We start from the raw sequence: 26,507 nt of genomic DNA, 5'->3' as shown, positions 1-26,507 counted from the left end.
ACAATAGGCAGTCCGACCGGATTGGCGGCTGCAAGCCGGTTGGCGGGAAGCAAGGTGCCTGTTATCCACAGTATTTGTGGATAACACGACCCATAAAAACGGGCTTTGTTCATGGGGCGCCATAAATTGTCAAGCGGTTAGAGGGTTTGCTCGAATGGCTGGCGGCAGGGGCTGTTCGACCAGGTTCCCCGCGCCCGGCGGCGTTCGGATCCTTCCTTGTCCCATCGGTTTTATTTTCCTATAGTCCCATTCATAGAACTATTCATAGAACTATTCGAACGTACGTTGGGGGAGACGATGGAGATGACGGCTGGCGCCCTGTCCGGGGTCAAGGTGGTGGACATCACGGCGGTATTCATGGGCCCTTCGGCCACGCAGATGCTTGGCGACCTTGGCGCCGACGTGATCAAGGTGGAGTCGCCCGAGGGCGATGTCACGCGCGGCATCGGGCCGTGCGGCGACGAGAAGATGGGGCCGCTCTACCTTGGCCTGAACCGCAACAAGCGCAGCGTCGTGCTGGACCTCAAATCGGAAGACGGGCGCGAGGCGTTGCTGCGGCTGGTGCAAGATGCCGACGTGTTGGCCTACAACGTCAGGCCGCAAGCCATGCAGCGCCTGGGGCTGGACTACGAAACGCTGTCCGCGCTGAACCCGCGCCTGGTCTATGTCGGCATGTTCGGCTTTTCGCAGCGCGGCCGCTACGCGCCGCAGGCCGCGTTCGACGACCTGATCCAGGCGGCCTGCGGCCTGCCCCAGGCGGTGGCCAAGGGCAGCGGCGATATCCCGCGCTATCTCCCGATCACCATTGCCGACCGCTCGGTGGGGCTCTACGCCTTTGGCGTGATCTGCGCCGCGCTGTACGCGCAAGCGCGCACCGGCAAGGGCCAGCGCGTGGACGTGCCGATGTTCGAGACCATGGTGCCCTATGTGCTGGGCGACCACCTTTACGGCGAGACCTTCGTGCCGCCGCGCGGCGGCTTTGGCTATCCGCGCCTGCTGTCGCCTGAGCGCCGGCCCTACCAGACGCGCGACGGCCATGTGTGCTGCCTGATCTATCACGACCATCACTGGCGCACCTTCCTCAAGGCCATCGGCAAGGCCGGCTTGTTCGACACCGATCCCCGCTTCGCCAGCATCACCACGCGCACCGCCCACATCACGGAGCTTTACGCGATGGTCAGCGACGAAATGGCCAAGCGCACCACGGACGAATGGCGCGCGCTGCTCAAAGAGGCCGATATCCCGGTGTTCCCCATGCACACGTTCGAAACGCTGCTCGACGATCCGCATCTGCGCGACATCGGCTTTTTCCGCGAGACCGATCACCCGGGCGTGGGCCGCATCCGCGAGATGGCGGTCCCCAGCGAATGGTCGGGCACGCCGCCCACCAGCCAGCGCCACGCCCCCGCGCTGGGGGAGCACAGCCGCGAGGTGCTGCGCGAGGTGGGCTATGACGACACCGCCATCGACCGCATGATGGCCGCGGGCACCACGCGCGGATCGGAAAATGCAAAGGCAAAGGCCTAGCGTGAGGCAACGAGCATGAAGGCAAAGGCCGACTCTGCGGCGGCCCCCGACGGCGAGGCGCATGCGCTGCCAGACGATGGCACGGGCGGCGTGGCGCGCTACCGGCAGCTAGCCAGCGTGCTGCGCCACCGGATCATCTCCGGCGAATGGCCGCTTGGGCACCAGCTGCCCACGGTGGAGCGCCTTGCGCAGACCTACGGCATCGCCCGCGTCACCGTCAGGCAGGCCTTTGCCGTGCTGGCCGAGGAGGGCCTGGTCAGCAGCCAGCGCGGGCGCGGCACGCACGTCACCGGCCAGCCGCCGGGGCCGAGCGAAGGCATGCGATCCGCGATCAACGATGAGCTGGTCGGCGGCAGCGAGCTGGAAATCCGCATCCTGGACAAACGCAGGGATGTCAGCCTGCCGCCGGGCTTGCCCACGCGCGGCGAGCCGCTGGGCCGCTACGTGCTGCTGCACAAGCTGCACGTGCATGATGGCGAGCCGTTCTGCCTGATCGAGCTGTACGTGGCCGAGTCCGTCTTCAGCCAGTTCCCGCGCGGCAGTGAAAGGCACCGCAAGATCGCCCGCCTGCTGCGCGAGGCCGTGGGAGAGCGCCTTGGCATCATGCACCAGACCATGACGGTGGAACCCGCCGACTATGCGATGGCGCGCGCGCTGGCCTACGGCTTTGCCGCGCCCATCGCCAAGATCGTGCGCACCACGCTGGATATCGACGGCAAGGTGCTCACGGCGGGGTGTTTCTGGTATCGCGGGGACCGCTTCATCCTCGACGTGGAATTGCCCGCCCACCTGGCCGATCGCTACCCGGCGCTCGCGGTACCCGACAGCCGCAGCTGAGCGTTACCCCGAAAGAAACCCAGCAGATGCCGCAAAGGCACAAGCGGTAAAAAAGCGTAATAAAAAAACGTAAAAGTGGTAAACGAGGAGACAACATGACGCACCCCATCACCCGGCTCACCCGGCTCACCCGGCTCACCCGGCGCGCGATCGCCGGGTTGCTGCTGCCCGTCCTGGCGCTGGCAGCCATGCCTGCCAGCCTGGCGCGCGCCTCCGATACGGGCGACTACCCCGCCAAGCCGGTACGCGTGGTCGTGCCGTTCCCGGCCGGCAGCGGCACCGACAGCAGCGCGCGCTTCGTCGCCGAAGCCGTCACCGGCCAGACCAGCAAATCCGTGGTGGTGGACAACCGGCCCGGCGCCAATGGCTTTATCGCAGCGCAGGCGGTTGCCACCGCGCCAGCCGATGGCTACACCATGCTGGTGACCACCAACACCACGCACGCCGCCAATGCATCGCTGTTCAAGAAGCTGCCCTATGACCCGGTCAAGGATTTCGCGCCGGTCTCGCTGATCGCCAAGAGCGGGCTGGTACTGGTGGTGCCGCCCGACAGCCCCGTGCACACCGTGGCCGAGCTGACCGCGCTGGCCAAGGCCACGCCCGGAAAGCTCACCTTCGCCAGCGGCAGCTCCTCCACCCGCATCGCCAGCGAGCTCTACAAGATGATGGCCGGCGTGCAAGCGCTCCACGTGCCCTACAAAGGCGTGCCAGTCGCGCTCACCGACCTGATGGGCCATCAGGTCGACTTCATGATCTCGGACATATCACCCGCCATGACCCTGATCCAGGGCGGCAAGCTGCGGGCCATCGCCGTCACCACGGCGCAGCGCCATCCCGTGCTGAAGGATGTGCCGACCATGGCGCAAAGCGGTTTGCCCGGCTACGAGATGGTGGCCTGGTCCGCGGCATTCTTCCCCGCCGCGACCCCCAGGCCCGTGGTGGAGCGCATGAACCAGATGGTGCGCAAGGGCCTGACCGACGCCAGGGCCGCCGAGTACTTCAGCCGCACCGGCGGCGAGCCCGCGCCGTCCACCCCGGAAGAGCTCGCCGCCTTCGTGCGCAGCGAAACGCAGAAGTGGGCGAAGGTGATCAAGGCGGCGGGGATCGAGCCGGAGTGAAGGGCGGGCGCTCGCGCAACGTGAAACGCCTCGCTCTTGCGCACGCCCGCCCTCTCCCCCAGCCCCTCTCCCGCACGGCGGGAGAGGGGAGCTACGGCAGCGCTGGATTTAGCGTCAGCGATGCCTTGCCCCATGGCTGAAGTCCGATGCATCCGTGACGGGGGCAGGTGCACGACGCTGGTTTGCTCCCCTCTCCCATGAAATGGGAGAGGGGACGGGGGAGAGGGCGGGCGCTCGCCCAACGTGATACGTCCCGCTCTTGCGCAGGCCTGCCCTCTCCCACAACAGCACTTGCGCCGCGTGGGAGAGGGGTGCTACGGCAGCGCTGGATTTGGCCCAGCGATGCATCGCCCCTCGCTGAAGTCCGATGCATCCGTGACGAGGGCAGATGCACGACGCTGGTTTGCTACGGCAGCGCCGTGATTTCATCGCCGTCGTGGAGTGATGGGGGCAGATGCACTGCGCTGGTTTGCTCCCCTCTCCCATGAAATGGGAGAGGGGCGGGGGAGAGGGCGGGCGCTCGCGCAGCGTGAAATGCGTCGCTCTTGCGCACGCCCGCCCTCTCCCCCAACCCCTCTCCCGCACGGCGGGAGAGGGGAGCTACGGCAGCGCTGGATTTAGCATCAGCGATGCATTGCCCCATGGCTGAAGTCCGATGCATGCCGGGACAGATGCACAACGCTGGTTTGCTCTACGGCAGCGCTGGATTTAGCTCAGCGATGCGTTGCCCCATCGCTGAAGTCCGATGTATGACGGGACAGGTGCACAACGCTGGTTTGCTCCCCTCTCCCATGAAATGGGAGAGGGGCGGGGGAGAGGGCGGGCGCTCGCGCAGCGTGAAATGCGTCGCTCTTGCGCACGCCCGCCCTCTCCCCCAACCCCTCTCCCGCACGGCGGGAGAGGGGAGCTACGGCAGCGCTGGATTTAGCGTCAGCGATGCCTTGCCCCTTCGCTGAAGTCCGATGCATGACGGGACAGATACACAACGCTGGTTTGCTCTACGGCAGCGCTGGATTTAGCTCAGCGATGCGTTGCCCCATCGCTGAAGTCCGATGTATGACGGGGCAGATGCACAACGCTGGTTTGCTCCCCTCTCCCATGAAATGGGAGAGGGGCGGGGGAGAGGGCGGGCGCTCGCCCAAGGTGATACGTCCCGGTCTTGCGCAGGCCTGCCCTCTCCCACAACAGCCCTCGCGCCGCGTGGGAGAGCGCAGCTACGGCAGCGCTGGATTTAGCTCAGCGATGCATCACCCCATCGCTGAAGTCCGATGCATCCAGGCGCTAAACCGGCTTGCGATAAACCACGAACCCCGAGTTCTCCGCGACCTTGTCGTAGAGCTTCATCGCCGTCGTGTTGGTCTCGTGCGTTTGCCAGTAGACCCGCTTGGCGCCGGCGGCTTCGGCGCGCTGGTAGACCGCCTCGATCAACGCGCGGCCCACGCCCGTGCCGCGTGCCGCCTCCGACGTAAAGAGATCCTGCAGGTAGCAGCTCGGGCCGATCTGGATGGTGCTGCGATGAAACAGGTAATGCACCAGGCCCAGCAATTCGCCGGAGCGCTCCGCCACCAGCGCGTGCATGGGCTCGTAAGCGTCGAAGAAGCGCGACCACGTCATGCGGGTGATTTCGATCGGCAGCGCGGTCTCTGCCTTGCGTCCATAGAAGGCGTTGTAGCCATCCCATAGCACTTTCCACGCTTCAAAATCGCTTGGCTCGGCGGGGCGGATCAGGATCGGGTCGGTCACGGGGTCATCCTCAGGGGGAGTGTGCTGCAGTGCTGCAGTGTTGTTGTGTTGTTGCGTCGTTGTATTGTCGCGCATTGACGCGCATTGACGCTAGGCTCGGTTGCTCGAGGCAGGCGGCGGCGTGTAGCGCGCCTTGCCGCTGCGCTTGGCTTCGTAGAGCGCCATGTCCGCACGCATGAAGAGTTCGTTCGCGGTCTGGCCGTCGTCCGGGTAATGGATGGCCATGCCCACGCTGGCCGTCGCCACGATGGTATGGCCTTCGATGAAATGCGCTCGCCGGGCTGCGTGCACGATGGCCTGGGCGATGCGCTCCAGCGTTGCGATGTTGAGTGCGTCGTCCAGCACGATGCCGAACTCGTCGCCGCCGATCCGGGCCACGGCGTCGCCAGTGCGCACGCAGGCGGAGAGGCGCTCGGCGAAGGAAGCCAGCAGCTGGTCGCCAACGGCGTGCCCAAACGTATCGTTGATGGTCTTGAAATCGTCGACGTCCACCAGCAACAGGGCGGCGCTGGCGTGGTTCGCGCCAGCCCGGGCCATGGCATCGGCCATGCGCCGGTCGAACCCCTTGCGGTTAAGCAAGCCCGTGAGGTGGTCCGTGAGCGTCTGCGCTTCCAGGCTGCGCATCTTCTGGCGCTCGCTGGTCACGTTGCGCGCGAACATGTACAGGCCCTGGACCGTGTCCTTGCCGTCATTCCAGGCGGGCTGGTAGGTAACCTCCATGCACTCGGCATCATCCTTGCCTTCCAGGCTGAAGGTGACCGACGCGCCCAGGTAGGCCTGTTCCAGGTAAGGCTTCGATGCCACGTAGACGGAGGTGCCCCAAAGCTCGCGCATCGTCAGCCCGACAATCTGCTGCACCGGCAGGTTGAACCGCTGCGCGTAGGCCTCGTTGACAAAGACATAGCGCTCGCTCATGTCGATGAACGAGACAAAGTCGGGCACATGGTTGGCAATGGCCTCGATGCGCTTCTCGCTCTCGGCGGCGCGATCCTTGGCGGCGCTCAGCGCGGCTTCCCGCTCGGAGAGCTGGTGCATGACCGCGCCAAAGGTGGTGGCCAGCTCACCAATCTCGTCATTGCGCCCGGTTGGCAGCGCAGCCAGTGCGGCAGGATTCTTGGGCACCTGGCTGACCACCCGATGCAGCAGCTCCAGCGGCGCCAGCATGCGGCGTATCACCAGCCACATCAGCAGCGCGGCCAGCAACAGCGACATGCCGGCGATCATGAACGTCTTGTGGCGGGCCGCGAACAGCGGGGCGTACGCTTCGTCGGCGGGGAGGACCGACACCACCTCCCAGCCATTGGACTCAAGCAGGTAACGCGCCACCACGGGCTGCGTCGGGTTGAGGATCTCCCACCCGGAGGGCGGCGCGCCAACGCCGCAGGTTTCGCCATGCGCCTTGGCCGGCGTCATCACCTTCGAAGGATCGGAGTGCATGGCGTAGCGCGGATTCGTGCCGGAGGAAACCAGGCAATAGCCGCCGGTCAGGCCAACCCGGCTGTGCGCCAGCTGGCCAAGGAAGTTGCTCTCGGAGAAATTCAACACGCCGCCAACCACGGCCAGCAGCCTGCCGTCCGGGCCGCGCAGGGGCACGGCAAGCACCACGCCGGGCGAATCGCTCATCCGGCCGCGCAGCAGGTCCGACACGGCAAACTCGGAACCGTTGAGGATCGCGCGGAAGTAGTCGCGGTCCGACAGGTGGATGCGTTGCCCGATGGGCACTGCGGTACTGAACACCATGTCGCCGTCAGGCAAGGCCAGGAACACCGCATTGAAAAACTGCGGCATGGACACGGCCTGCGACGCAAAGCGCCGCAGGTCGGCGGGCGGCTGCCCGAGCATGGGCGCCAGCTGGCGCCCCAGGCGGCGCAGGGCGATCGCCCGCGTCTCGAATTTCTCGTCGAGTTGCTCGGCAACCAGCTTGACCAGCGTTTCCTGCTGGGCCTGGCGCAGCGCAGCCAGGGTCTGGAACGCGTAGTACTGGGTAAACAGCGCGCGCGCCAGGATGATGAATGTCACCACGAGCGCCGTGGCTAAGGCGACCCGATACTTTAAAGAGTGCCGCATGAGTATCTTATTCTTGGTTTTGCGGACCAGCCTGACCACTGGCCTATCCGTCCTGGCTGCCCATGTTCCATCGTGGGCGACTGACCCGGTTGGTAGGTTAGCAGAAGCGGGGGAGCGCTCCGCTTATGCCGACGCCATTGCTCTGGCATGTGTGTCTTATTCGTTGCTTTGGCCGGCACAAGTGGCGTTCGGGGGCTAGAATGCGGCATTCCCCCAACAGTCCCCGCCGCGGTTCGCCGGCTGGAGCCTGCCCATCCCCGTCATCCGAAGAATCCGAAGAATCCAAAAACCCATGACCCTCGATCCCGTCCTCCGCTTCCTGCACATCGCTGGCGTCACGCTCTGGGTGGGCGGCATGTTTTTCGCCTATGTCTGCCTGCGTCCGGCGGCGGCCACCCTGCTGGAGCCGCCGCAGCGGCTGCGCTTGTGGCGTGCCGTGTTCGCGCGGTTCCTGGCCTGGGTCTGGGGCGCCGTCGCGCTGATCGCCATCAGCGGCGTGTCCATGCTCGGCGCGCTCGGGTTTGCCGCCGCGCCTGTCCACTGGCACATCATGTTCGGCCTTGGCCTGATCATGATCGGGATCTTTGCCTATGTGTTCTTCGGCCCCTACGGCGCGCTGCGGCGCGGCGTCGATGCGCAGGACTGGAAGGCCGCCGGCGCCGCGCTGGGCCGCATCCGGCAGGCCGTCGGCCTGAACCTGGCACTTGGCGCACTCACCATCGCGGTAGCCACGCTGGGCCGGCTGCTCGCCTGATGGTTGCCCCTTAGTCCCCTCCGCCCCCTCAGTCCCCTCAGGCCGCTTGCATCACCGCCTCGACCCGGTTCCTGCCCGCGCTCTTGGCGCGGTACAGGGCAAGATCGGCGCGGCCGATGGCGTCGTCCAGGCGCGTCTCCGATTTTTCCACGCAGGCCACGCCGATACTGATGGTGAGATGCGTGACGCGCTCGCCAAAAAACCGGGACGACGTAGCCCGCAGGCGCTCCGCCAGCGCCAGCGCGCCCGCCATGCCGGTATGCGGCAGCAACACCAGGAATTCCTCGCCCCCGAAGCGCCCCGGGCAGGCGCCGGGCGGCAGCTCGCGCTTGAGCATGGACGAGAACTCCATCAGCACCCGGTCGCCCTCGGCATGCCCCATGCTGTCGTTGACGCGCTTGAAGTGGTCAAGGTCGATCAACAGCAACGCCATCTCGCTACCGTCCTCGGCCATGCGCTCCAGCGCCTCCTGGCCGGCCGCATTCAAGGCGCGCCGATTCAGCAGCAGCGTCAGCGGGTCGGTCCTTGAGAGCATGTCGAGTTCCACGTGCAGGCGCCGCGTGATCACCAGCATGAAGGCGACCGACAAGGCCAGGTCCATGAGGGTGTTGGAACTCAGGTAGATGATCTGGATGACGTCCCCGGGGGCAAAAAAGGACTGCCTGGTCATCCCGGCAAACAGGCTGGTGACGAAACGCAGCTCCACCACCAGCGCCTGGACGATCATCAGGGTGCCAAAGAAGTAGGTGCTGAAATGGCGTTCGCCATAGCGCACGATCAGCACGCATTGCGCGACGTAGAAGATCCCGGCGACAAAGGTCACGATGGTCACCCGGGCCACATAGTTCGGCTGCCCAAGCGCATACCAGGCCAGCAGCAGCGTGCCCAGCACCGTCAGCGCGGCGGCGGACCGCCATGTTTGCGGCCGCCCGTAGAACGCTTGCACGGCGAGCATCCACAGGGCCATGGCAGCCATCACTAGGCAGTTGGCCACCACGATGGAGAGCCAGTCCGGGGCGATATCGCGCAACCAGAACAGCAACGGCGCAACGATCAGCAGCAGCGAGCCGCTGACCCAACGCCCAATTCCCTTGATCGACCGCGGGAAACTGTAATACGCCGACAACAGCACGACCGACATCAGGGCCGACATCACCGCTGACAGCAAGACAGTCGTTCTCAGGTCGATCTGGGGCATTGTCAGCACGCATCTCAATCCGTGGCGATTGGCCATCCTACCAAAGACTGATCGGCTAGGGTTGCCCGCCGGCTTGCGTGGTGGGTCAGGCCGGCTTGCTCACCATCAGCCAGTACACCACCAGCAAGCCGCCGAACGCCGGAAACCCCAGCGCCACCCAGATACGCTCATACAGCCAGTAGCGCGGCGCAAGCCCGGCGGCATCGGCGGCATCGGTTGCGCCGCCTGATGCCTGCAATGCCTGCGCAGCCTGCCCGGCCATATCGCGCATCCGCCATTGCAGCCACAGCACCGGCAGCCAGCAAGCCCCGGCCAGCGCATAGAGCGACAGCGAGATCCACAGCCAGGACGCCGAAGGCGGATACCCCGCCGCATGCATCATGTAAAGCCCGCTCAGCGGCTGAAAGACCACGGCCGGCGCGGTGATCCAGGTGTCGGCGCGCACCACCCAGCGGGTCACCACCGCCATGGCCTGCAGGTTCTTGCTGCGGTTCACGAAGAACAGATAGAAGGCGGTGCCAAAGCCCGTGCCAAACATGAAGGTGGCGGACAAGATATGCAGCCACTTGACGGTCAGGTAGGTCATGCTTGCTCCTCGGTTGATCCATATGCGGTGGCTTGCCGGCCGACGTTGGTGTCGATGCCGATGTTGGTGCCGATGTTGGTGTCGATCCCGGGACTACCATCGGCATCGGTATCGGTATCCAGCTGCAGGAAGAGGGCGAACCACGCCAGCATCGGCAGGTTCTTCAGCACCGGCCCGAAGGGATGCGCCCACCACGCCGGCACCAGCCAGGTGATCAGCGCTGTATAGCCAAGCACCAGCGCCATCTGCATGGCCCACACCGCGCGGGTGGGGCGCCACAGCACCAGCACGCCAAGCGCCAGGTCCAGCCCCGCGCCCAGCCACACCAGCGGCGCGCGCCAGGCCGGCGGCAGCCCCGCCTCGCGCAGCAAGGCCGTGCCCGCGGCCGGGTCCGCGAAACAGATCAAGGCGGTGGCCAGCCAGACCGCGGCAATGGACAGCCGGGCAGCCAGCAGGGTCCAGAACAGCAAGGCAGGCAGCCGCTCGGCAGCGGTGGCAAAGGCGGCCGGCGCGCGCAAGCGCCGCGCGGCCAAGGTGGCCGCGGCGCGCGGGCTGGCGCTGTTGTCGGTGCGCAGCATGGCCAGGCTGTCGCCATCGGCCAGGCTGCCCGGCAGCCTCGCCAGGCATTGCGCCCCAAGGCCGGCCATCCAGCCCGGCACACGCAGCACCCGCGCTGTGCGCAGCCCCATGCCGCCCCTGAGGGCGCCAAGCCAGTCGCCAAACCGCAGCCGGACCGGCCCAACCGCCGCCACCGTGCGCCGGCCCGCGCAGTCAGTGCGCACTACCCGCAGCAGCAGCGCAACCAGGTCGTCGATATGGATCGGCTGCACATGCCCGGCATCCGCCGGCACCGGCAGCAAGGGCAACGCCGCCCAGCGCCGGAACAATGTGGCACTGCGGCCGCACGGCGCATACACCAGCGACGGCTGCACGATCACCCAGTCCAGCGCGCTAGCGCGCAAGGCATCGTCCGCCATGCCCTTGCTGCGCCAGTAGGCGGTAGCCCCATCCGCCGCCGCGCCCAGCGCGGATAGCTGGACCACGCGCCGCACGCCAGCCCGCTCGCAGGCCCGCATCAGGGCAAGCGGCATATCCACATGCAAGGCCTGGAAATGCTGCAGCGCGGTTTCCCGAAAGATGCCCACCGTGTTGACGACAGCATCGGCACCGCGCAAGGCCGCCAGCCAATGCGCCGGCGTGGTCCAGGTGGACAAGTCCGCCGCAACGCGGTGAAGCCGCGGATGACGGGGCAGCGCATCGAGCCGGCGCGCCAGCGCCACCACGTGATGCCCCTCGGCCAACAAACTGGCCACCAGCGCCGATCCCACCAGCCCGCTCGCCCCGGTCACCAAGATCTTCATCGCGTCACCTGTTAGTTCTGTAATTTCTGTGTAGACAGAAATTACAGAACGGGGGGCGGGAAGTCAAGCGCTGCCGCTCAGGGGGATGGGGTGACCCAGCGTGACGTTTCTCTCCGGGTTCTGGTCGAGGTATACTCTGCTCGTCGCTGCAAAACAGCGGCCGGGAATAGCAGCCCGAAAAACGTAGACGAACGACCGCCGCAAGGCGGGATTTTTCGATTCGCTAACGTAGGAGGCACTCCCATGCCCCTGTCTTTGCTCGCCCATTCCGGGCAACGCTTGACCCGCCCCAGTCCACTCGCCCACACACACCGGAACGCCACCGCGACGGAGGCTTCCCATGTTTAGGCACAGCCGCTACGGCGTCACTGCCGAACATTCCGGTGCGGACATGTTCGTGACCGCCCATACCCCATGCGAAAGCCCGCGGAGCCTCGCTGGCGAAAAAGCAGCACAACTCTACGCGCTACTCTTCATGACCCGCGACAGCGCCGCCGCCGGAACATTCGGTGATCTGGTCGCAGACATCCAGGGCCCTCTGCTCTCGCTGGCGACCGGACTGGCGCAAGAAATACTGGTGCTGAGCGAACTCGCGGCGGAGCGAGAGATGCAGGTGCTCGGAGATCCAAATCCTCTCGCCCCGACCACTATTAAGACGGCCTAGCGGGTTTTACTCGCTAGTCCTTTCGTCTATTTCGTCTAACTTGAGCAGCATTGTCTAACTTCACGTTGGGGTTAAGGCACCGATGAGGATGAAGCAAGGTCGACAACGACTCAGAACGCTCCATTGGCTGCGGCTCGTGCAGAACTCGCCAGTGCGGAAATGGCACTCGATCAGATGAGGCGGAGCACGTCACTTGACGAGTTCGTCCGCCACTGGCGTGCATTCCTTTCAGCTATTGAGAAGTGTGGGTAAGAACCGTAAGGGGTTGCCAGCCGCTGACAGAGTAAGCCAGCTAGCCGACGACTTCCTCGGAGTGCTTGGCGAATTGCTCCGCCGCGCTGACTGGAACGCCAGATCAAGGACGATAGCCACGATGCGCAGTGGAGGTGCAGCGATTGGGACAAGTCAACGCACAAGAAGCCTGAGGCAGTGAAGTCTCTCCGCCATCTCGCACCCAGACTCAATGCCGCGCAGCTTTGCTAGGGCAGTGACCCCTTCGATTCCGATCAGGAGGCCAGGGCGATCCAGAACCTGGCTTTTGTGCTGGAGTAGGGCATCTGACTTCTGGCTCCAGGTATCGCTCACGTCTACATATATCCCGCCCATGGTACTCGGCGAGCTCTCGTTGGGCGGCCGGCAGTTCCCAGGATACTCGTAAGCGGCGACAAGAGGCGGGGAATGTTGTGCTGCGCTGGGGCGCGTCGCTGCAATGCCTGCTTCCCAACAGTACCGGTGATCCTGGTGAAATGAGGGCAGCGGAATCAGGAATTCGTCTGGCCGAAAGTCGCGTTGAGCCATGTCCAACTGCTCAACCATTAGGTGCTGTTCATATTCTCGCAATCGACCATCGTAGCCGGTCGTCAGGACGACGGTCCAAAGAATCAGAGGACCCGAGCCGGACCGGCCGCTGGCGAAGGTGCCGGCGACCGACAGCGACTTCGAGCTATTTCGCGCAGCGTTGGTTGAATTTATGCTGGACGTTGGTTATGAGCTCCGGCTTCAGGCCGCAGTGGCGGCGTGCAAGTGGGGTGGGGCAAATGGGAGTCCAGTCCCATTTGCCCAAGTGCGTGCAAGCGTGTGGTCAGTTGCTCGAACTGGAGTTCGGAGCAGTTGCGGGTCGGCTCGTGTTGGCGGCTTTTTGTCCACTGTAACGCTGTACGGTATCGTCATTCTCCCCAGTCCCAGTATTGTCCTGCCCCTTACGATTCTGGACGTTGCTATAGCGGCGTGCAATGTCTCCGTTTGCGCCGTAGGAGAAACTATTCTGCTGGCGATCAGGGTGGGCGGTATAGCGCTGGGTGATATCTCCGTTCACTCCGGATAGCAAATCACGCTGTTTTTGTGCTGCCGAGCCATACGTGGTGCTTCCGTGCTTGCTTGATGCGATGGCCGAGTGGTTGCCGTAAGCATAGGCGCCAGAAGATTTGTAGCTGGAGAGTTGCGCGTGAGCGCCGCCCGAGATTATTAGCAGGGCAAGAAGAAGAGTGACTCTCATGCTGTATTCCGGTCGATAGAGAAGGTGGGAGGCGGCAAGGAAAAAGCGCCTAACCCTCGAGGAATGGCAACACGGGATCAGGTCACCGTTGATAGTGTGCTGCATAGCACCGGCATGCGTACCCTTCTGATGAGGGGATGCACGAAGGGGGGCAGCGCATGCGGCTTACTGATCCGGAGGGGGTACCCCCGACATCCCAAAACGGGGACTGCTCGACGATTTGAGCTTGGATTTGTCGTTCTGCCGCCGGTTGAGCCATCAAACGATCCACCCGCAAGGCTGGATGCTGCTTTACGCAGATACTTAGGCGAAATCAGCTAACCCATTGATCTGTAACGTTCGCGCATAGAAATATTACAGAACGAGGGGCGGCAAATAGGCTGCCGCACAAGGGCTAGGCGCGGTCAAGCAGCGTGGTCGTTGGCGATGTGGCTAGGATGTCGCGGAGGGCCGGCCTGGCCGCCCCGGTCGTGCGTGCTTGCTCAGCCCGCTTGAGATTCCTTGGCCGGCCGGCGCGCATCCCGGCGCTTGAGCGTATCGCTGGCCACGGATTCCGACAGGAACTGCCACAAGGTGCGAACCCGGATCACCCCATCCCCGGGGCCATCATGGGTCAGGCGCCTCGCCACCTCCTCCAGCTTGCCAAACATCTCCTGGCGAAGCTGCCCGCGCAGCATCGCAACCTGCTCGGCCGGCACCACCACCTCGTCGCGGTTACCGAACCAGCGGCGCTCCCCAAGGAGCAGCAGCGCGGCCACCACCGCCGCGCCAATCCCCACGTTCTCGAAACCGTCGAGATGGAAGCTACTCGCTGCGAAGCACAGCACGGCCACCGCCGCCATCGCGATAAACGCAGTGCGAAGCAGAACAAATGCGCGAGGATGCGAGATGTTCCGCGCCAGATCCCGGACAGCAGTGATTTCGCCCTGCTCCAGGACGTTGAGGACGTTGGTGGTCGAAACTTTCATGGTTTTATTGTCTTGTCTCGTTGTTACGGCCGCGCAGGCTAGACCACGCTGCAAAATCGCGCTCCCGGCGCGGCACTCGCAGGACCCTGTCCCCCGCGGAGAACCGGCAGTGTATACGCATGCAGCCAGAGGCGCTTTCCCTGCTGTGTCCGGCTGAACAGGCCGTAGCCAAGGAGATCGAGCCAGATTAATTCGATGGTAGCGCCCGAGCATAGGCCGTCAATTCACCGTTTGCCCTAGCCCGTCATCCTTTCGGGCTAGGTTCTGGCGCTTAAGGTCGGGAATAAGGTCGGGGCTAAGGCCAGGGCGAAGGCCAGGGCGAAGGCCAGGGCGAAGGCCAGGAATACCCGGCGCCAGCAGGCGCCGTGATCAGGCGGGGAGGCAAGGCAACAAGACAATGCCAGTCAGAACGTTACGCCGGGGACTCTCGGCACCTGGCGCGTCTTGATATTGAAATGCGGCTCGCCGTAGGCCTCCAGCAAGCGAATGATCTCCCGGGCAGAATCCGCGCGCGTCGTGCGGATCTCGCTAAGCCGCCGGGGTGCGGCCGCGCCGCTCACTATATAGTGCCGCCGCACCGTCAGCACCGACTCGCCGGGCGCCGGAATCAAGACGGGGTGCGCATCCTCCTCCTTGTAGCTGCCATATACCCAGCCCGACGGCGTCAGATGCGCCTCGATCCACGCCTCGCCCGATGCAAACACCGCCGCATCGGCCGCCAGGTTTTTTTCGATTGAATCCAGCATCTGCTTCTGCCCTTCAAGGTGACAACCAGTGCAACAGCGAACCATTCTCGTTAGGCAAACGCAGCGTCGGTACCCTGCCTTGGTAGGACCCACCCCGGCGCAGGGTAAGAATGTCTGGACAAAGGCATGCCCCGCCCGGCCGCCAATGCCATATCGACGGCGACAGCACATTCCTATCCCCACCTAAGCGTGGCACCTACCTTAGCGGGGTAACTGTAATAGACATGTGCACCAATAATCAGCACCAGCAAGCGTGACCCCTTGCTAATTCCCGATAGGGTGTAGGCACTCCCCGCGCCTACACCCTTTTTTTTAGGTTCATCTGATTTTTAGGCTCATCCGATTTTTGTGTGGGTCGATGCATCGCTGGGCTAGTTCCAGCCATTGCTGGGCCAATTCCAGCGCTGCCGTAGCTCCCCTCTCCCGCACGGCGGGAGAGGGGTTGGGGGAGAGGGCGGGCCTGCGCAAGCGCGAGGCGCATCACGTTGAGCGAGCGCCCGCCCTCTCCCCCGGCCCCTCACCCATTTCATTGGGCGAGGGGAGCAAACCAGCGCTTTGCTTCCGGCATTCGCAGCCGCATGCAGCACCCACACAAAAGTCAGAGGTTCATTTTTTAAGGGCATGGCAATCGGAAATGCTCAACAGAGCGCAGCAACAATGAATCACAACATGATGTTTTAGCGCTCGCCGAGAGCCCATATATCCATCTCCACACAAGCACGAATTCGCATCGCCGGGGAAGTCCCCCCGAAGTTATTCGATCCCCACCTTGGTGGGGAAATGAAAGCCCCGCAGGGTCCATGCATGGCCACCGCGTGACCGGCGAAATAGGGGCGATGAGCGCGCGCGTTCCTTCCGCAAGCCACTCCGCTACGCGATAACGGAAAACCGCAAAAAACCCCGGAAAATCCGCGCAAAACCGCGTAGCCCAATCGGGTGACAACATACCAAAAGAGGCAGGAAACTCCATCATGAACACAAACCAAATTCTTCTGCATTACCCCTTTTAGGGGCATCCCTACTTTTGTCGGGTCCACTCTTCAGTAGGGATAGAAAACACGGCAAAAACGGCCGTATCGCCTTGAAGATCTACCCCCAAGAGCCATACACTTCGCCGGTCTTCGCGCAGTGATGCACTGCAAGAGCCAAGCGTGCAGGCATCAAGAAGCCACCGCCGCAACGTTTATCTCCGCCTTGCAGGTCATCGCAGCGGAAAGGCACCGACGTGTGCCATGTTGGACAAGCGGATTCGTCGCAGCAATCCCAAGCCGGGAGACGGCCAGGAGCGCGGACTTTCGGGTATCAAGGGAATTATTCAGACGTGTTTAAGCTTTCTAGTATTCAGCCTTTCCGCAGCGCTGTATTGGCGTTTGCGATGCTTCCGTTGCTGGCCTCGTGCGCATTGGCTCCTGGCATGCGATTCGATCCGCAGCGTCCGCTGAACCCTGATGATCCAAATTCGGCTCCCAAGGTGACTCAGATCACGCCGGAGTTGTTACGCATGCAGAAGGCGGAGACGGCGAGGGTTAATGAGGGAGTAGAAGATCTATTCGGAACTCCAAGTCCATACAAGGTTGGGGCCGGCGACGTGCTTTCAATTGTCGTATGGGATCATCCGGAGCTAGTTTTCCCTACTCAGACGTACTCAATCGGGTCGGCGTATGACGTGCCCAACTACAGTGGTGTGGCGAATGTACCAGGCTACGTGGTTAGCCCTGCCGGCACGATTCAATTTCCCTACGCCGGGGTACTTCACGTCGACGGTAAGACCCCGGAAGAAATTCGTGGCGAGCTCAGCATTCAGCTCAAGAAAGTGATCGCTCTGCCACAAGTCACCGTGCGTGTACTGGCATTCCGGAGCAAGCGAGTCTATCTCGATGGCGAGGTGAAAGTCCCGGGAACTCAGAACATCGACGACATACCCATGACGCTAGTCGAGGCGCTGAATCGTGCCGGGGGAGTCAACGTACTTACCGGTGATAACAGCCGCATTCGCATCGCACGTGCAGGCAAGACCTACTATGTAAACATGCCAGAACTGCTGCGACGAAGTATAGATCCGTCGAAAATTCTGCTACGCAATGGCGATATCGTACGAGTGGAACAACGTGAAGATAGTAAGGTTTTTGTCACAGGGGAAGTAATGCGACCATCCATCGTACTTCCTCGTAATGGTAGGTTGACATTGAACGAAGCTATCGGTGAAGCGGGTGGCGTCAATCCGAATTCTGCTGATGCCAGGGAAGTGTACGTTATTCGCAAGAGCACGGATGGTGAAGCGCAGGTCTTCCATCTTGACGGAAAGTCGCCAGTTTCATTGGCATTAGCGGAATCGTTTGAACTGAAGCCGAAAGACGTCGTTTACGTTGATGCGGCAGGTGTAGTTCGCTGGGGCCGCGTAGTAAACCAATTGGTTCCGGGCGGTACCTTTTTCAGTTCGACAGCCAATGCTCTGAAATGATTGAGACCGTTTTAGTCGTTTGCGTCGGTAACATCTGCCGAAGCCCAATGGCAGAAGCATTACTTCGCCAGAAAATGGCAGGGACAAAGGTTATTTCGGCTGGTTTGGGTGCGCTCGTTGGGCGACCTGCAGATCCGCACGCGGTTTCCCTAATGAGGGAACTAGGTTTGGATATCACGGGGCATCGCGCGCAACAATTGCATAGTCATCTAGTCAAGCAGGCGGATATTATTTTTGTGATGGGTGGCGCGCAGAGGCAAGAAATTCATCATTTGCATCCGGAAAGCACAGGTCGCGTTTTTCGGTTGGGCGAGCTAATAAAGCTAGATGTACCCGACCCATATAGCAAGGCCCGCCCTGCGTTTGAAGGCGCGCTCGATCTGATTCAGCGCGGAGTCAATGCCTGGGTACCGCGTATCCTGGCCGTAGACTAATTGAATTTGTAGACTCCTACTATGAACCAGAACTCAACTTACGTCTCTCAACCTCAATCAGAAAATGGCGAAATTGAACTCGTTAGGTATCTTGATGTACTACTGGCAAACCGTCGCCTGATTGCTAGTATTGTTGCTATGACGATAGCGCTAGGCGTTGCCTACGCATTTCTTGCTCGTCCCATATTTGAGGCGGATATCCTTGTGCAGGTCGAGGACAATCCGAATAGTGCAAACAGCCTCCTGGGGGATGTATCGTCTCTGTTCGATGTAAAAACGCAAGCCTCCGCCGAAATCGAAATTCTACGTTCCCGCCTTGTAGTAGGTAAGTCAGTTGATAATCTTCAACTTTATATTACAGCAAAGCCGAAATATTTTCCTGTAATAGGAAGAATAATTGCCGGAAATGCAAAACGTCTCTCTGATCCTGGCATATTCGGGCTTGGCGGATTTGCTTGGGGAACGGAGTCGATAAATGTCGCCGAGTTTGACGTACCCGAGCTGCTACAAGGGGAAAAATTCAGCCTTATCACTCTCGGTGAGGGCCGCTTCCGTTTGGAGCAACCTGATCTGGATTCTCCCATCGAAGGTGTCATAGGGAAAAAAATAGAAGTGACACAAGAGGTCGGAAAGATCACTCTGCTGGTAAGCGAAATCCAGGCTAAGCCAGGTACTGCCTTCAAACTGGTTCGAGATTCCCGACTTAAAACGCTAGAAGATTTGCAAGATGACCTAAAAATAGCTGAAAAAGGAAAGCAGAGCGGGATTATCGGTGCATCGCTTCAGGGTGATGATCCAGTACGCACTGCTGCAATTCTGAATGAGATCGGGAGTGAGTATGTTGCGCAGAATATACGACGCAAGGCAGCTGAAGCAGAGAAATCACTAGTTTTCTTGGATGAATTGTTGCCCCAAATAAAAGCCGAGCTTGAGCGTGCGGAAGTACGCTACAACAAAATGCGAGACAGGCGCGGAACTTTCAATTTGAGCGAGGAAGGCAAAGCTTTTCTACAGGAAAGTGTAAACGCGGAAACAAGCTTGCTCGAACTTAAGCAGAAGCGTGCGGAACTTCTGACACGTTTTGCGCCTGGACATCCCTCGCTTATAGCGCTTGAACAGCAGATTGCGGCGCTCAAGGCGAAAGTGGGTGGCATCGGCAGCCGAATGAAGTCCTTTCCGGATATCGAACAGGACACCTTGCGCCTGATGCGCGATGTACAGGTTAATAATGATCTGTATGTCGGCCTTCTCGATAACATGCAGCAACTCAAGTTGGTCAAAGCAGGGAAAGTGGGTAATGTTCGCCTTGTTGATAAGGCAGCGATTCCGGAGGAGCCGGTAAAACCAAAGAAGCCTCTAGTAATTGTGTTCTCAGCACTACTTGGCCTGATGACGGGCATCTTGGCAGCATTTCTACGAAACATGCTTTATCGGGGAGTCACCGACTCACACGATATTGAGAGGCATTCGGGGCTCAACGTGTACGCAACAATTCCGTTTTCCAGAGACCAGGATTTGCTGAGTGCGAACGCGGCATCTCGCAAACCAGGGCGTCATCTGTTGGCAATTGCCAAGCCGAATGAACCGACAGTGGAAAGCCTACGTAGTCTACGTACGGCAATGCAATTTGCTATGCTGGATGCCGATAATAATCGAGTGCTGATAACAGGTCCGACTCCCGGCGTTGGAAAATCCTTTGTTTCCGCGAACCTGGCCGTTGTGATGGCAACAGCTGGGAAGCGAGTTCTTCTGATTGACGCCGATCTACGGAAGGGTTATTTAAACCAATATTTTGGAAAAGATCGACAACCGGGACTATCGAATATATTGGCCGATAACTCTCCCGATGGCGATATTATTCATCGTAACGTGGTTGCTAATGTGGATTTCCTCACCACTGGAACCCTCCCTCCAAATCCCGCGGAACTTCTGCTGAATGAAAGGTTGCCCCAGTTGCTGGATTCGTTGAGCAAAGAATACGACCTCATACTGATAGATGCGCCACCGTTGCTGTCTGTGTCCGACGGCGCAATACTTTCGTCTCGTTGCGGGACGACATTCTTAGTTACCAGATTTGAAAAAAGCACAATTGGCGAAATTTCGGAAAGTGCTAAGCAGCTTAAGCACGCAAATAGAGAAATAAAAGGTGTAATCTTTAACGGAATAGATCTCAGTGCCTACCGTTATGGGTATGGATCGAAGTATGGTAGATACCGCTATACGACGTACGAATACGCTCCCATTGATGATCGGTAAATATGGTTTAAGTAAACCATATTTGTCTATTTAGAACAGTAGCGATTTTTAGTTTCCGCGAAACCTTTGAAAATGCACGGCATTTATATGTTCTTTGCGGCCAATTTTAAATTGGGATAACTAATGCCGCTTAATTTTGCAACGGATCGCTTCCACTCGATGATTGAATACATTCACATTGGGTAGATCATATCGGAGATAGTGGAATCGTGAAGAGGTTGTCAGAAATACTTAAGTCCTCCTCACTCAAGGGTGTTGCATGGAACCTGTTGGGAATGGGCGCGCCGCTAGTCGTTGGATACTGTAGCACTCCCTATCTTCTGCACGGTTTCGGCGTTGAGCGTTTCGGAATTATTACCCTTATTTGGGCGTTAACTGGATATCTTAGTATTTTTGACCTCGGTTTGGGGCGGGCCGTTACAAACGCGGTTGCCATGCAGCTAAGCCGAGGTACGAATCAAAGCGCAAATACCCACGCCATTGTGGGAATCGCGGCCATCCTTGTGCTTGGAACTCTCATTGCCGTTTTGATGGCGATTGGTGCCTCTACTCTTGCACATGCTGTAGTTAAAGGCGACGAAGCGCTGCTTTCGGAGACCAAATTTTGCATTATGGTTGTCGCGGGAAGTATTCCTTTCGTAATGCTTTCAAATGCCTTGGTTGGAGTTCTTGAGGCGCATCAAAAATTTGACAAAGTTAATGTCGTTCGTCTTTGCCTGGGGTGCTCGAATTTCTTGCTACCTGCATTAGCTGCCATGAATGAGTGGGGCCTTGTGTCTGTTGCAATTCTGATCCTCTGCTCCAGAATCGTGGCCATCGGGGCTTATTATCTACAGTGTCGTTGGCATTGTGAACTGAAGATAAATATCGGCGATTTTAATTTCTCGGTACTTCATAGTCTGTTCAGATTTGGCTCATGGATAGCGGTTTCAAATATTGTGAATCCGCTTATGGCCCAGATTGATAAATTTATTGTCGCCGCAATAATTCCACTGGCAAGTGTCGCTTACTATACTGTGCCCGCGGAAGTAATTGGCCGGCTCTTTGTAATTCCATCGGCTATTACCGCCGTTCTGTTTTCAAAATTCTCCAGGTCCGCATCAAGTAGTAGAGTAACTCAAATCAATCTATTTAATAAGTCGATTGATCTTTCCTTTGTACTAACAGCAATTCCGTCGGCATTGCTGTTCTTTTTAGCCCATCCGATTCTGGATATCTGGCTCGGCGGTAGCTTCGCATCTGGCAGCGCACTCTGCCTCCAATTGTTCAGCGTCGGCTATCTAGCAAACTCCATAGCAAGAGTTCCGTTCACTTATATGCAGGGTGCGGGCCGCCCGGATATCTCTGCCATAATTAACCTATTAGAGATGCCGTTCTACCTCGCTGCTTTTTACGCAGCGGCATCAAATTGGGGGCTTCTCGGCGCGGCTTCAGTTTGGGCACTCCGAACGATAGTCGATCTCATCCTTCTTAGCGTGGCCGCTCGCGAGGTTTCAAAGAGAAATATTCAGCTTAAAAATATATCCGCGACTCTGATATGTATTCTAGCGCTTTTGGCAGCGGTTTTTGTTGGCCTATTAGGTGCCGGCGATTTTTTGGAGCGTGGAGTTAATATTTTCAGCGCGGGAGTCATAATAACAATGCTCTCATCTCGAGTATTTAAAAACGTCCGTCTAGCGACATGAAGAGTATTATCGTAATCTAAAATGCGAATCTTATACGTAAACTCTCTTTATGCTCCAGACTATGGCGGGGGCGCCGAGTATACACTGAAACTATTGGCCGAGAGCGTGAGTTCTGCTGGGCATGAAGTTGCTGTTGCATGCACCGCCAATATTCAGTCATCCCGAAAAGAGATCATAGGTTCAATCGAAGTCCATAGAGTTCCGCCAAATAATAGCTACTGGCAGCATGACCGCAGTACTCGAACCGCGGCCAAAAAAATGTTTTGGCATCTGAAAGATAGCCGAAACAAGAAAATGGTCTCAGAATTTCGGAGAATTGTAAAAGAATTTAGGCCTGATCTGATCAGTTTTCACAATCTTTCGGGCTGGTCTAGAGCCATATGGAAGGTGGCACATGAGGCTGGAATTCCGAGTGTGCAGGTCCTACATGATTACTATCTTCGATGCCTTAAGGCTACTTGTTTTAAAGCTAATATTACTTGTAGAAATCAATGTCTTGAATGCAGCGTGCTGCGATCAGGTGTACCGAAGGAATCTTCAAATCTGTCTGCCGTAGTGGGTATTAGCACTGACATTATCGAGAAATTTAGGGGTTGGGGTTATTTTCGCGGAGTAGAGTGGCGAGTAATCAGTAATGCTAGGGATATATATTCAAGTAGAAGAGGCCGAGATCCCTCTCCGGAAGACGACATCATTTTCGGATATATAGGAACAATCGCTCCATCAAAAGGCGTTGAGGCCCTACTATCGGTATTTGAAAAACTACCGCGTAAAGCACGCTTGCTTGTTGCTGGTGTGGGTGAGGAAGGGTATTTTTCGCTCCTAAAAGAAAAATATCGATCGGATAGAATTTCATTCTTGGGATACTGCAAATCTGCAGAATTCTACTCGAAAGTGGATGTGATTGTAGTTCCGTCGATTTGGGATGAACCTTTAGGCATGGTGGCCGTGGAAGCCTGCGCCAACGGTATTCCGGTTATTGCTTCAAATAGAGGTGGCCTTAAGGATGTAGTTCGACACCAGGAGAATGGACTTGTCTTCGATCCTGAGCGGACTGACTCGATTGAAGATGCACTACAGATGATGGTGGAGGACTTTGATCTCCTGAAGAGGCTGTCTGGTAATGCCAAGAAAAGTGTAGAAAAGTTCTTAAGCCCCGAAAGAATGGCAACTGAATACATCGACATGTATAAGAGCCTGGTGCGATAGCTATGAGTAATTATTATTCACAGGATGATCAGTTGGGTTCCATCGCTGTTGTCATGTCTACGTATAACGGAAAAAAATATATACGACAGCAAATAGAGTCAATTATTCAACAGACGGCTCGAAATGTGGACTTGTTTGTTCGAGATGATGGATCCACGGACGGCACAGTTGAGATACTCGAAGATTATGCGAAAGATAATAAAAATATTCATGTATATCTAGGAAAAAATATAGGTGTTTGCGATAGCTTTCTCGATGTATTGAGTTTCGCGGGTGGGGGCTATGAGTATTATTGCTTTTGCGATCAGGATGACGTCTGGCTTCCAGAGAAGTTGGCTCGCGCAAGGCATATTCTTGGTGCATCACAGGCGACGCCGAATTTATATTTCTCGCGCCAAACACTAGTAGATTCTGATCTTCGAGAAATAGGCAGTTCAAGAGAAATTACGGCTTTTGGTTTTAATTACGCGGTATTTGCTAATGCTGCGGTGGGGTGTACTGTCGTTTTCAACAACACGGCGAGAGACATAATACTTGCGGGGAAGGGGCGTGCAGTAAAATGTCATGATTGGTGGGCTTATCTGTCGGTTGCGGCCACCGGGAAGGTTTTCTATGACGAAGTGGTTTCTATACTCTATCGCCAACACGGCAACAACGTCATTGGTGCTAGTAATACCGTATTGGGATTGGTAAGGAAAAAAGCGCGTGAATTGGCGGGAAATTATCCAGTAGTTACTCCAAAATACCTGATGGGGCGGCTCTTGGAGATTCACGGTAAAAGGATGGATTCTGAAAAAAAAGATTACGTACTGTTTTTGCTCGATAAATCAGGAGCCGCGTTCCCAGATCGAGTTCTCGCATTCAAGTATCTAGCTAAATCGATTCGTTCCGCTAGGAATGGAATTTTTCTGTTCCTTCAGTTTTGTGTTTTTGGCTTGAAATAGACGCGATTGCAATGAATCCAATTTCGATACTAAATCCGGGTAGATTGGCGTTCGCCTTGTTTTCGTTCGCTGTACTCACGACGTTGATCCCTCCGAAAATCTATGAGGCAATTATTCAGGAGCGGAATTTAATGTTCCTGGATGTGGGGACCCTTACACTTCTTGTGCTATGCGGGTTCGGATTTTTTATTGGCTTGAAATTGAATGAAGCAATAAATAGCAACTCTGCATCGAAAGGCTACCGGCAGGTTAGGGCATATCGAATAAATGGAGTTAGGGTCGGAATTTTTGCAATTGTTGTAACATTTCTTTCCGCAGTTCGTGTGTATAAGTTGGTGAGCGAGCTGGGAATGTCCAGTGTAATTGTTATGATTGTATCGCCGCAAGATTACTCGACCACAGCAATCAGAGGAGATTTTCGGGATATCTTCACTGGTTCTAATATGGGGTTCATTTCTTCGCTGGGGGCTGCGACACTTCCGCTGCTCGTGTTTGTTTCCAATTATGCTAGGCGCTCATTTGTTTACGTAGTATTGGCCATTGTATTGTTCTTTTTGAATTCATTCGAGTATGTTTTAGGCCAAACAAGAGGCCATTTGCTTTTTCTTTTGCTTATGTGTTTGATGGTTTTTTTAGTGACTCGCGAGCAGCGTGGGCGGCTTACTTGGTCTCAGATTAGATTGTCGATTTTACTAGCATTAGTTGTTATGGGGGGCGTGTTTGTGGCCTTCTCATTCGCCAGGTCGCAGATTGATTCCTCGTTTTCTCCGTTGACAGGGACTATACAACTTATATTTGGATATTTTGTTGCAAATTTCAACAGAATACCAATTGTAATAAATGGTGATTTCAAATTGCCGTTCGATTTTCCGGGTTTCACGCTTGGTTTTTTGCTAAATATTCCAGGGGCTGGTTCATTTCTGCCGATTAAAGATTCATTGAAGGCGATGGGATTTGGCTGGATTCCTTCGGATAACGAGCTTTGGTATGCCCTATTTGATGGGGTTGCCAGTACCGGTTTGGATCACTCGTATAACTGGTTGACCTCATTCGGTTGTTTTTACTATGACATGGGATGGTTTTCAATCATCGCATTTGTTTTGTATGGACTAATCGCTGCGGCTGCTTGGAGTAGTTTTCGCTCCTATAGGGTTTTTGGGGTAATTGCATACCCATATATCGCGGTCAGTATATTGTGCTGGTTTGGTGCGTTTAACATTTTCCTTTTGAGAATTGAGTTTATTTTTGTCCTTTTGGTCGCTTGGATATCAAAGTTCATGGTGGCGGAGATTTATGATGATCATGCGAGAGTATATGCGTAGAGTCCTCTTTTGTTTGTATTTGATATTGTCGAGACAAGCAATTAGTTCAGAGTTTGTAATGGAGCCAACTTCACTTTCGCCTGAGACTGTTATTTCCTCCGCTCCCGATGCCTGTGCGACGGAGGATAGGAGTACAGAACTGAAAGCAGATATCCCTGATGCACCACTACGACTAATCCGGGATAATGGTGCTAGAGTACTCGGGTTCGCCTCGCATCTAGACAATCGACTCTATGATGGTCTGAGCCCAAGGAATCTTGCGCGGAAGGACTGTAAATCAGTTTTTATCTCCGCTTTGAACCCTGATCCGGGCGCATTGAGGGACCATGAATGGTTAGTGTCTCCATATCGGCTACCAAGTGGAACTATCTATGCCATTATTCATAACGAATACCATGGCGCTCGCTATAACGCCGATTGTCGGAAGCGTGTTCCTTCAAATAGTTCATTGGGGGCTCCAATCTGTACATATGCGAGCCTTACAGCGGCAAAATCGGAGGACGGTGGTAAATCTTTTCAAAGAGTAACCGGTCCACTAGGGGTCATTGCAACCGCGACTGAGCGTTTTAGCAGTGAGTCAAGATGGTTTGGAATTCATGACCCCACGAATATTGTCAGGAGTCAGATTGATGGGTACTACTATTTCTTGGCTACATCGTCAAAATTTCGTGGGATGGATTATGGAGCCTGCGTTTTTCGCTCACGAGATCCGCTAAAGGAGCCTTGGCTTGCCTGGGATGGGGTGGGGTTCAATGTTCGGCTCGACAATCCTTACAACCGGCCAGAGGGCGATGTAGCAAAAACGTGCAAAGTTGTGTTCGGAAGATTCATCAGTTCTATCGTATATCACGAAAAATCTAAGCAGTTTATTGGGGTGGGGATCGAGAAGGAAAGGGGAGTTTATTACAGCGTGTCGAAGGACTTGGTAAACTGGTCCCAAGATCGCATGTTGCTTGGCGCGACGCCAATGTATGCGTGGTCCGCAGGGATGCCATTCCCGTCATTCTACTATTCGTTGATCGATGAGAACTCAAGATCAGAGAACTTTGAGAGTAGCGGTGACAGTCCGTTTTTGTATTTCGTCTTGTGGCGATCAATGGGTGGGGCACTGCGCAATAGGGTTCGAGATGTG

20 protein-coding genes are annotated in these 26,507 nt (G+C 57.5%); 12 read left to right on the top strand and 8 right to left on the bottom strand.

Going from position 1 to position 26,507, the window contains the following annotated elements:
• The first annotated feature begins 297 nt into the window (after window positions 1-297).
• The 3 genes from AC1RQC_RS28505 (at window position 298) to AC1RQC_RS28495 (ending at window position 3,482) form a co-directional block, all read left to right on the top strand.
• Window positions 298-1,527: a CaiB/BaiF CoA transferase family protein gene (locus AC1RQC_RS28505; RefSeq protein WP_492375807.1), complete on the top strand. Its 1,230-nt coding sequence runs from the start codon at window positions 298-300 to the stop codon at window positions 1,525-1,527.
• Window positions 1,528-1,542: 15 nt separating this feature from the next.
• Window positions 1,543-2,364: a GntR family transcriptional regulator gene (locus AC1RQC_RS28500; protein WP_492885296.1), complete on the top strand. Its 822-nt coding sequence runs from the start codon at window positions 1,543-1,545 to the stop codon at window positions 2,362-2,364.
• Between the two features lie 95 nt (window positions 2,365-2,459).
• Complete coding sequence (locus tag AC1RQC_RS28495) at window positions 2,460-3,482, top strand: Bug family tripartite tricarboxylate transporter substrate binding protein (RefSeq protein WP_492885294.1); 1,023 nt, start codon at window positions 2,460-2,462, stop codon at window positions 3,480-3,482.
• A 1,281-nt stretch (window positions 3,483-4,763) separates the two neighbouring features.
• Here AC1RQC_RS28495 and AC1RQC_RS28490 read toward each other — a convergent pair.
• On the bottom strand, window positions 4,764-5,225 hold the full coding sequence (locus AC1RQC_RS28490; protein ID WP_416050628.1) for a GNAT family N-acetyltransferase: 462 nt from the start codon (window positions 5,223-5,225) through the stop codon (window positions 4,764-4,766).
• 90 nt (window positions 5,226-5,315) lie between these two features.
• The gene (locus tag AC1RQC_RS28485) at window positions 5,316-7,292 is read right to left on the bottom strand and encodes a sensor domain-containing diguanylate cyclase (protein WP_492814384.1); all 1,977 of its coding nucleotides are present in this window, start codon (window positions 7,290-7,292) and stop codon (window positions 5,316-5,318) included.
• A gap of 292 nt (window positions 7,293-7,584) precedes the next feature.
• Here AC1RQC_RS28485 and AC1RQC_RS28480 point away from each other — a divergent pair, with 292 nt between their 5' ends.
• Window positions 7,585-8,046, top strand: a complete 462-nt coding sequence (locus AC1RQC_RS28480) for a CopD family protein (protein WP_441634672.1) — start codon at window positions 7,585-7,587, stop codon at window positions 8,044-8,046.
• A 37-nt stretch (window positions 8,047-8,083) separates the two neighbouring features.
• On the opposite strand, the gene AC1RQC_RS28475 is transcribed toward AC1RQC_RS28480, so the two are convergent.
• From AC1RQC_RS28475 to AC1RQC_RS28465, 3 genes are all read right to left on the bottom strand, one after another.
• A complete protein-coding gene (locus AC1RQC_RS28475; protein WP_492829386.1) occupies window positions 8,084-9,244 on the bottom strand; it encodes a GGDEF domain-containing protein in 1,161 nt (386 codons plus the stop codon).
• A gap of 85 nt (window positions 9,245-9,329) precedes the next feature.
• The gene (locus AC1RQC_RS28470; protein ID WP_492885292.1) at window positions 9,330-9,830 is read right to left on the bottom strand and encodes a DUF2269 family protein; all 501 of its coding nucleotides are present in this window, start codon (window positions 9,828-9,830) and stop codon (window positions 9,330-9,332) included.
• The gene (locus AC1RQC_RS28465; RefSeq protein WP_492885290.1) at window positions 9,827-11,191 is read right to left on the bottom strand and encodes an SDR family oxidoreductase; all 1,365 of its coding nucleotides are present in this window, start codon (window positions 11,189-11,191) and stop codon (window positions 9,827-9,829) included. The genes AC1RQC_RS28470 and AC1RQC_RS28465 overlap by 4 nt, the downstream gene beginning before the upstream one ends.
• Window positions 11,192-11,531: 340 nt before the next feature.
• Between AC1RQC_RS28465 and AC1RQC_RS28460 the strand changes: the two genes are divergently transcribed.
• The gene (locus AC1RQC_RS28460; RefSeq protein ID WP_492885288.1) at window positions 11,532-11,855 is read left to right on the top strand and encodes a hypothetical protein; all 324 of its coding nucleotides are present in this window, start codon (window positions 11,532-11,534) and stop codon (window positions 11,853-11,855) included.
• Between the two features lie 1,081 nt (window positions 11,856-12,936).
• On the opposite strand, the gene AC1RQC_RS28455 is transcribed toward AC1RQC_RS28460, so the two are convergent.
• The 3 genes from AC1RQC_RS28455 to AC1RQC_RS28445 all read right to left on the bottom strand — a co-directional run bounded on the left by AC1RQC_RS28455 (window position 12,937) and on the right by AC1RQC_RS28445 (window position 15,064).
• The gene (locus AC1RQC_RS28455; RefSeq protein ID WP_492885286.1) at window positions 12,937-13,350 is read right to left on the bottom strand and encodes a hypothetical protein; all 414 of its coding nucleotides are present in this window, start codon (window positions 13,348-13,350) and stop codon (window positions 12,937-12,939) included.
• A gap of 482 nt (window positions 13,351-13,832) precedes the next feature.
• Complete coding sequence (locus AC1RQC_RS28450; protein ID WP_492885285.1) at window positions 13,833-14,318, bottom strand: hypothetical protein; 486 nt, start codon at window positions 14,316-14,318, stop codon at window positions 13,833-13,835.
• Window positions 14,319-14,722: 404 nt separating this feature from the next.
• The gene (locus AC1RQC_RS28445; protein ID WP_492885283.1) at window positions 14,723-15,064 is read right to left on the bottom strand and encodes a hypothetical protein; all 342 of its coding nucleotides are present in this window, start codon (window positions 15,062-15,064) and stop codon (window positions 14,723-14,725) included.
• A gap of 1,321 nt (window positions 15,065-16,385) precedes the next feature.
• On the opposite strand from AC1RQC_RS28445, the gene AC1RQC_RS28440 reads away from it, so the two are divergent.
• The 7 genes from AC1RQC_RS28440 (at window position 16,386) to AC1RQC_RS28410 (ending at window position 25,375) form a co-directional block, all read left to right on the top strand.
• Window positions 16,386-17,525 (top strand): polysaccharide biosynthesis/export family protein, encoded by a 1,140-nt coding sequence (locus tag AC1RQC_RS28440; protein ID WP_492885281.1) that lies wholly within the window; start codon window positions 16,386-16,388, stop codon window positions 17,523-17,525.
• On the top strand, window positions 17,522-17,959 hold the full coding sequence (locus AC1RQC_RS28435; RefSeq protein WP_492885279.1) for a low molecular weight protein-tyrosine-phosphatase: 438 nt from the start codon (window positions 17,522-17,524) through the stop codon (window positions 17,957-17,959). The genes AC1RQC_RS28440 and AC1RQC_RS28435 overlap by 4 nt, the downstream gene beginning before the upstream one ends.
• Window positions 17,960-17,980: 21 nt before the next feature.
• On the top strand, window positions 17,981-20,215 hold the full coding sequence (locus AC1RQC_RS28430; RefSeq protein WP_492885277.1) for a polysaccharide biosynthesis tyrosine autokinase: 2,235 nt from the start codon (window positions 17,981-17,983) through the stop codon (window positions 20,213-20,215).
• A gap of 209 nt (window positions 20,216-20,424) precedes the next feature.
• Complete coding sequence (locus tag AC1RQC_RS28425; RefSeq protein ID WP_492885275.1) at window positions 20,425-21,900, top strand: flippase; 1,476 nt, start codon at window positions 20,425-20,427, stop codon at window positions 21,898-21,900.
• A gap of 21 nt (window positions 21,901-21,921) precedes the next feature.
• Window positions 21,922-23,109, top strand: coding sequence for a glycosyltransferase family 4 protein (locus AC1RQC_RS28420; RefSeq protein ID WP_492885273.1), 1,188 nt, complete (start codon window positions 21,922-21,924; stop codon window positions 23,107-23,109).
• Between the two features lie 2 nt (window positions 23,110-23,111).
• Entirely contained in the window at window positions 23,112-24,053 is a 942-nt protein-coding gene (locus AC1RQC_RS28415) for a glycosyltransferase family 2 protein (protein WP_492885271.1), read from the top strand.
• An 11-nt stretch (window positions 24,054-24,064) separates the two neighbouring features.
• The gene (locus AC1RQC_RS28410; protein ID WP_492885269.1) at window positions 24,065-25,375 is read left to right on the top strand and encodes a hypothetical protein; all 1,311 of its coding nucleotides are present in this window, start codon (window positions 24,065-24,067) and stop codon (window positions 25,373-25,375) included.
• Window positions 25,376-26,507 lie beyond the last annotated feature (1,132 nt).

It is taken from the genome of Cupriavidus sp. GW822-FHT03E04 (assembly GCF_058801495.1).
The sequence above is the reverse complement of the archived record's forward strand: the minus strand, read 5'-3'. Positions and strand labels throughout refer to the sequence as shown.

Excerpts from the sequence above, each read along its gene's own strand:
- AC1RQC_RS28505 (WP_492375807.1), top strand. The coding sequence starts at position 298 with ATGGAGATGACGGCTGGCGCCCTGTCCGGGGTCAAGGTGGTGGACATC.
- AC1RQC_RS28500 (WP_492885296.1), top strand. The coding sequence starts at position 1,543 with ATGAAGGCAAAGGCCGACTCTGCGGCGGCCCCCGACGGCGAGGCGCAT.
- AC1RQC_RS28495 (WP_492885294.1), top strand. The coding sequence starts at position 2,460 with ATGACGCACCCCATCACCCGGCTCACCCGGCTCACCCGGCTCACCCGG.
- AC1RQC_RS28485 (WP_492814384.1), bottom strand. The coding sequence starts at position 7,292 with ATGCGGCACTCTTTAAAGTATCGGGTCGCCTTAGCCACGGCGCTCGTG.
- AC1RQC_RS28480 (WP_441634672.1), top strand. The coding sequence starts at position 7,585 with ATGACCCTCGATCCCGTCCTCCGCTTCCTGCACATCGCTGGCGTCACG.
- AC1RQC_RS28475 (WP_492829386.1), bottom strand. The coding sequence starts at position 9,244 with ATGCCCCAGATCGACCTGAGAACGACTGTCTTGCTGTCAGCGGTGATG.
- AC1RQC_RS28470 (WP_492885292.1), bottom strand. The coding sequence starts at position 9,830 with ATGACCTACCTGACCGTCAAGTGGCTGCATATCTTGTCCGCCACCTTC.
- AC1RQC_RS28465 (WP_492885290.1), bottom strand. The coding sequence starts at position 11,191 with ATGAAGATCTTGGTGACCGGGGCGAGCGGGCTGGTGGGATCGGCGCTG.
- AC1RQC_RS28460 (WP_492885288.1), top strand. The coding sequence starts at position 11,532 with ATGTTTAGGCACAGCCGCTACGGCGTCACTGCCGAACATTCCGGTGCG.
- AC1RQC_RS28455 (WP_492885286.1), bottom strand. The coding sequence starts at position 13,350 with ATGAGAGTCACTCTTCTTCTTGCCCTGCTAATAATCTCGGGCGGCGCT.
- AC1RQC_RS28450 (WP_492885285.1), bottom strand. The coding sequence starts at position 14,318 with ATGAAAGTTTCGACCACCAACGTCCTCAACGTCCTGGAGCAGGGCGAA.
- AC1RQC_RS28445 (WP_492885283.1), bottom strand. The coding sequence starts at position 15,064 with ATGCTGGATTCAATCGAAAAAAACCTGGCGGCCGATGCGGCGGTGTTT.
- AC1RQC_RS28435 (WP_492885279.1), top strand. The coding sequence starts at position 17,522 with ATGATTGAGACCGTTTTAGTCGTTTGCGTCGGTAACATCTGCCGAAGC.
- AC1RQC_RS28430 (WP_492885277.1), top strand. The coding sequence starts at position 17,981 with ATGAACCAGAACTCAACTTACGTCTCTCAACCTCAATCAGAAAATGGC.
- AC1RQC_RS28420 (WP_492885273.1), top strand. The coding sequence starts at position 21,922 with ATGCGAATCTTATACGTAAACTCTCTTTATGCTCCAGACTATGGCGGG.
- AC1RQC_RS28415 (WP_492885271.1), top strand. The coding sequence starts at position 23,112 with ATGAGTAATTATTATTCACAGGATGATCAGTTGGGTTCCATCGCTGTT.
- AC1RQC_RS28410 (WP_492885269.1), top strand. The coding sequence starts at position 24,065 with ATGAATCCAATTTCGATACTAAATCCGGGTAGATTGGCGTTCGCCTTG.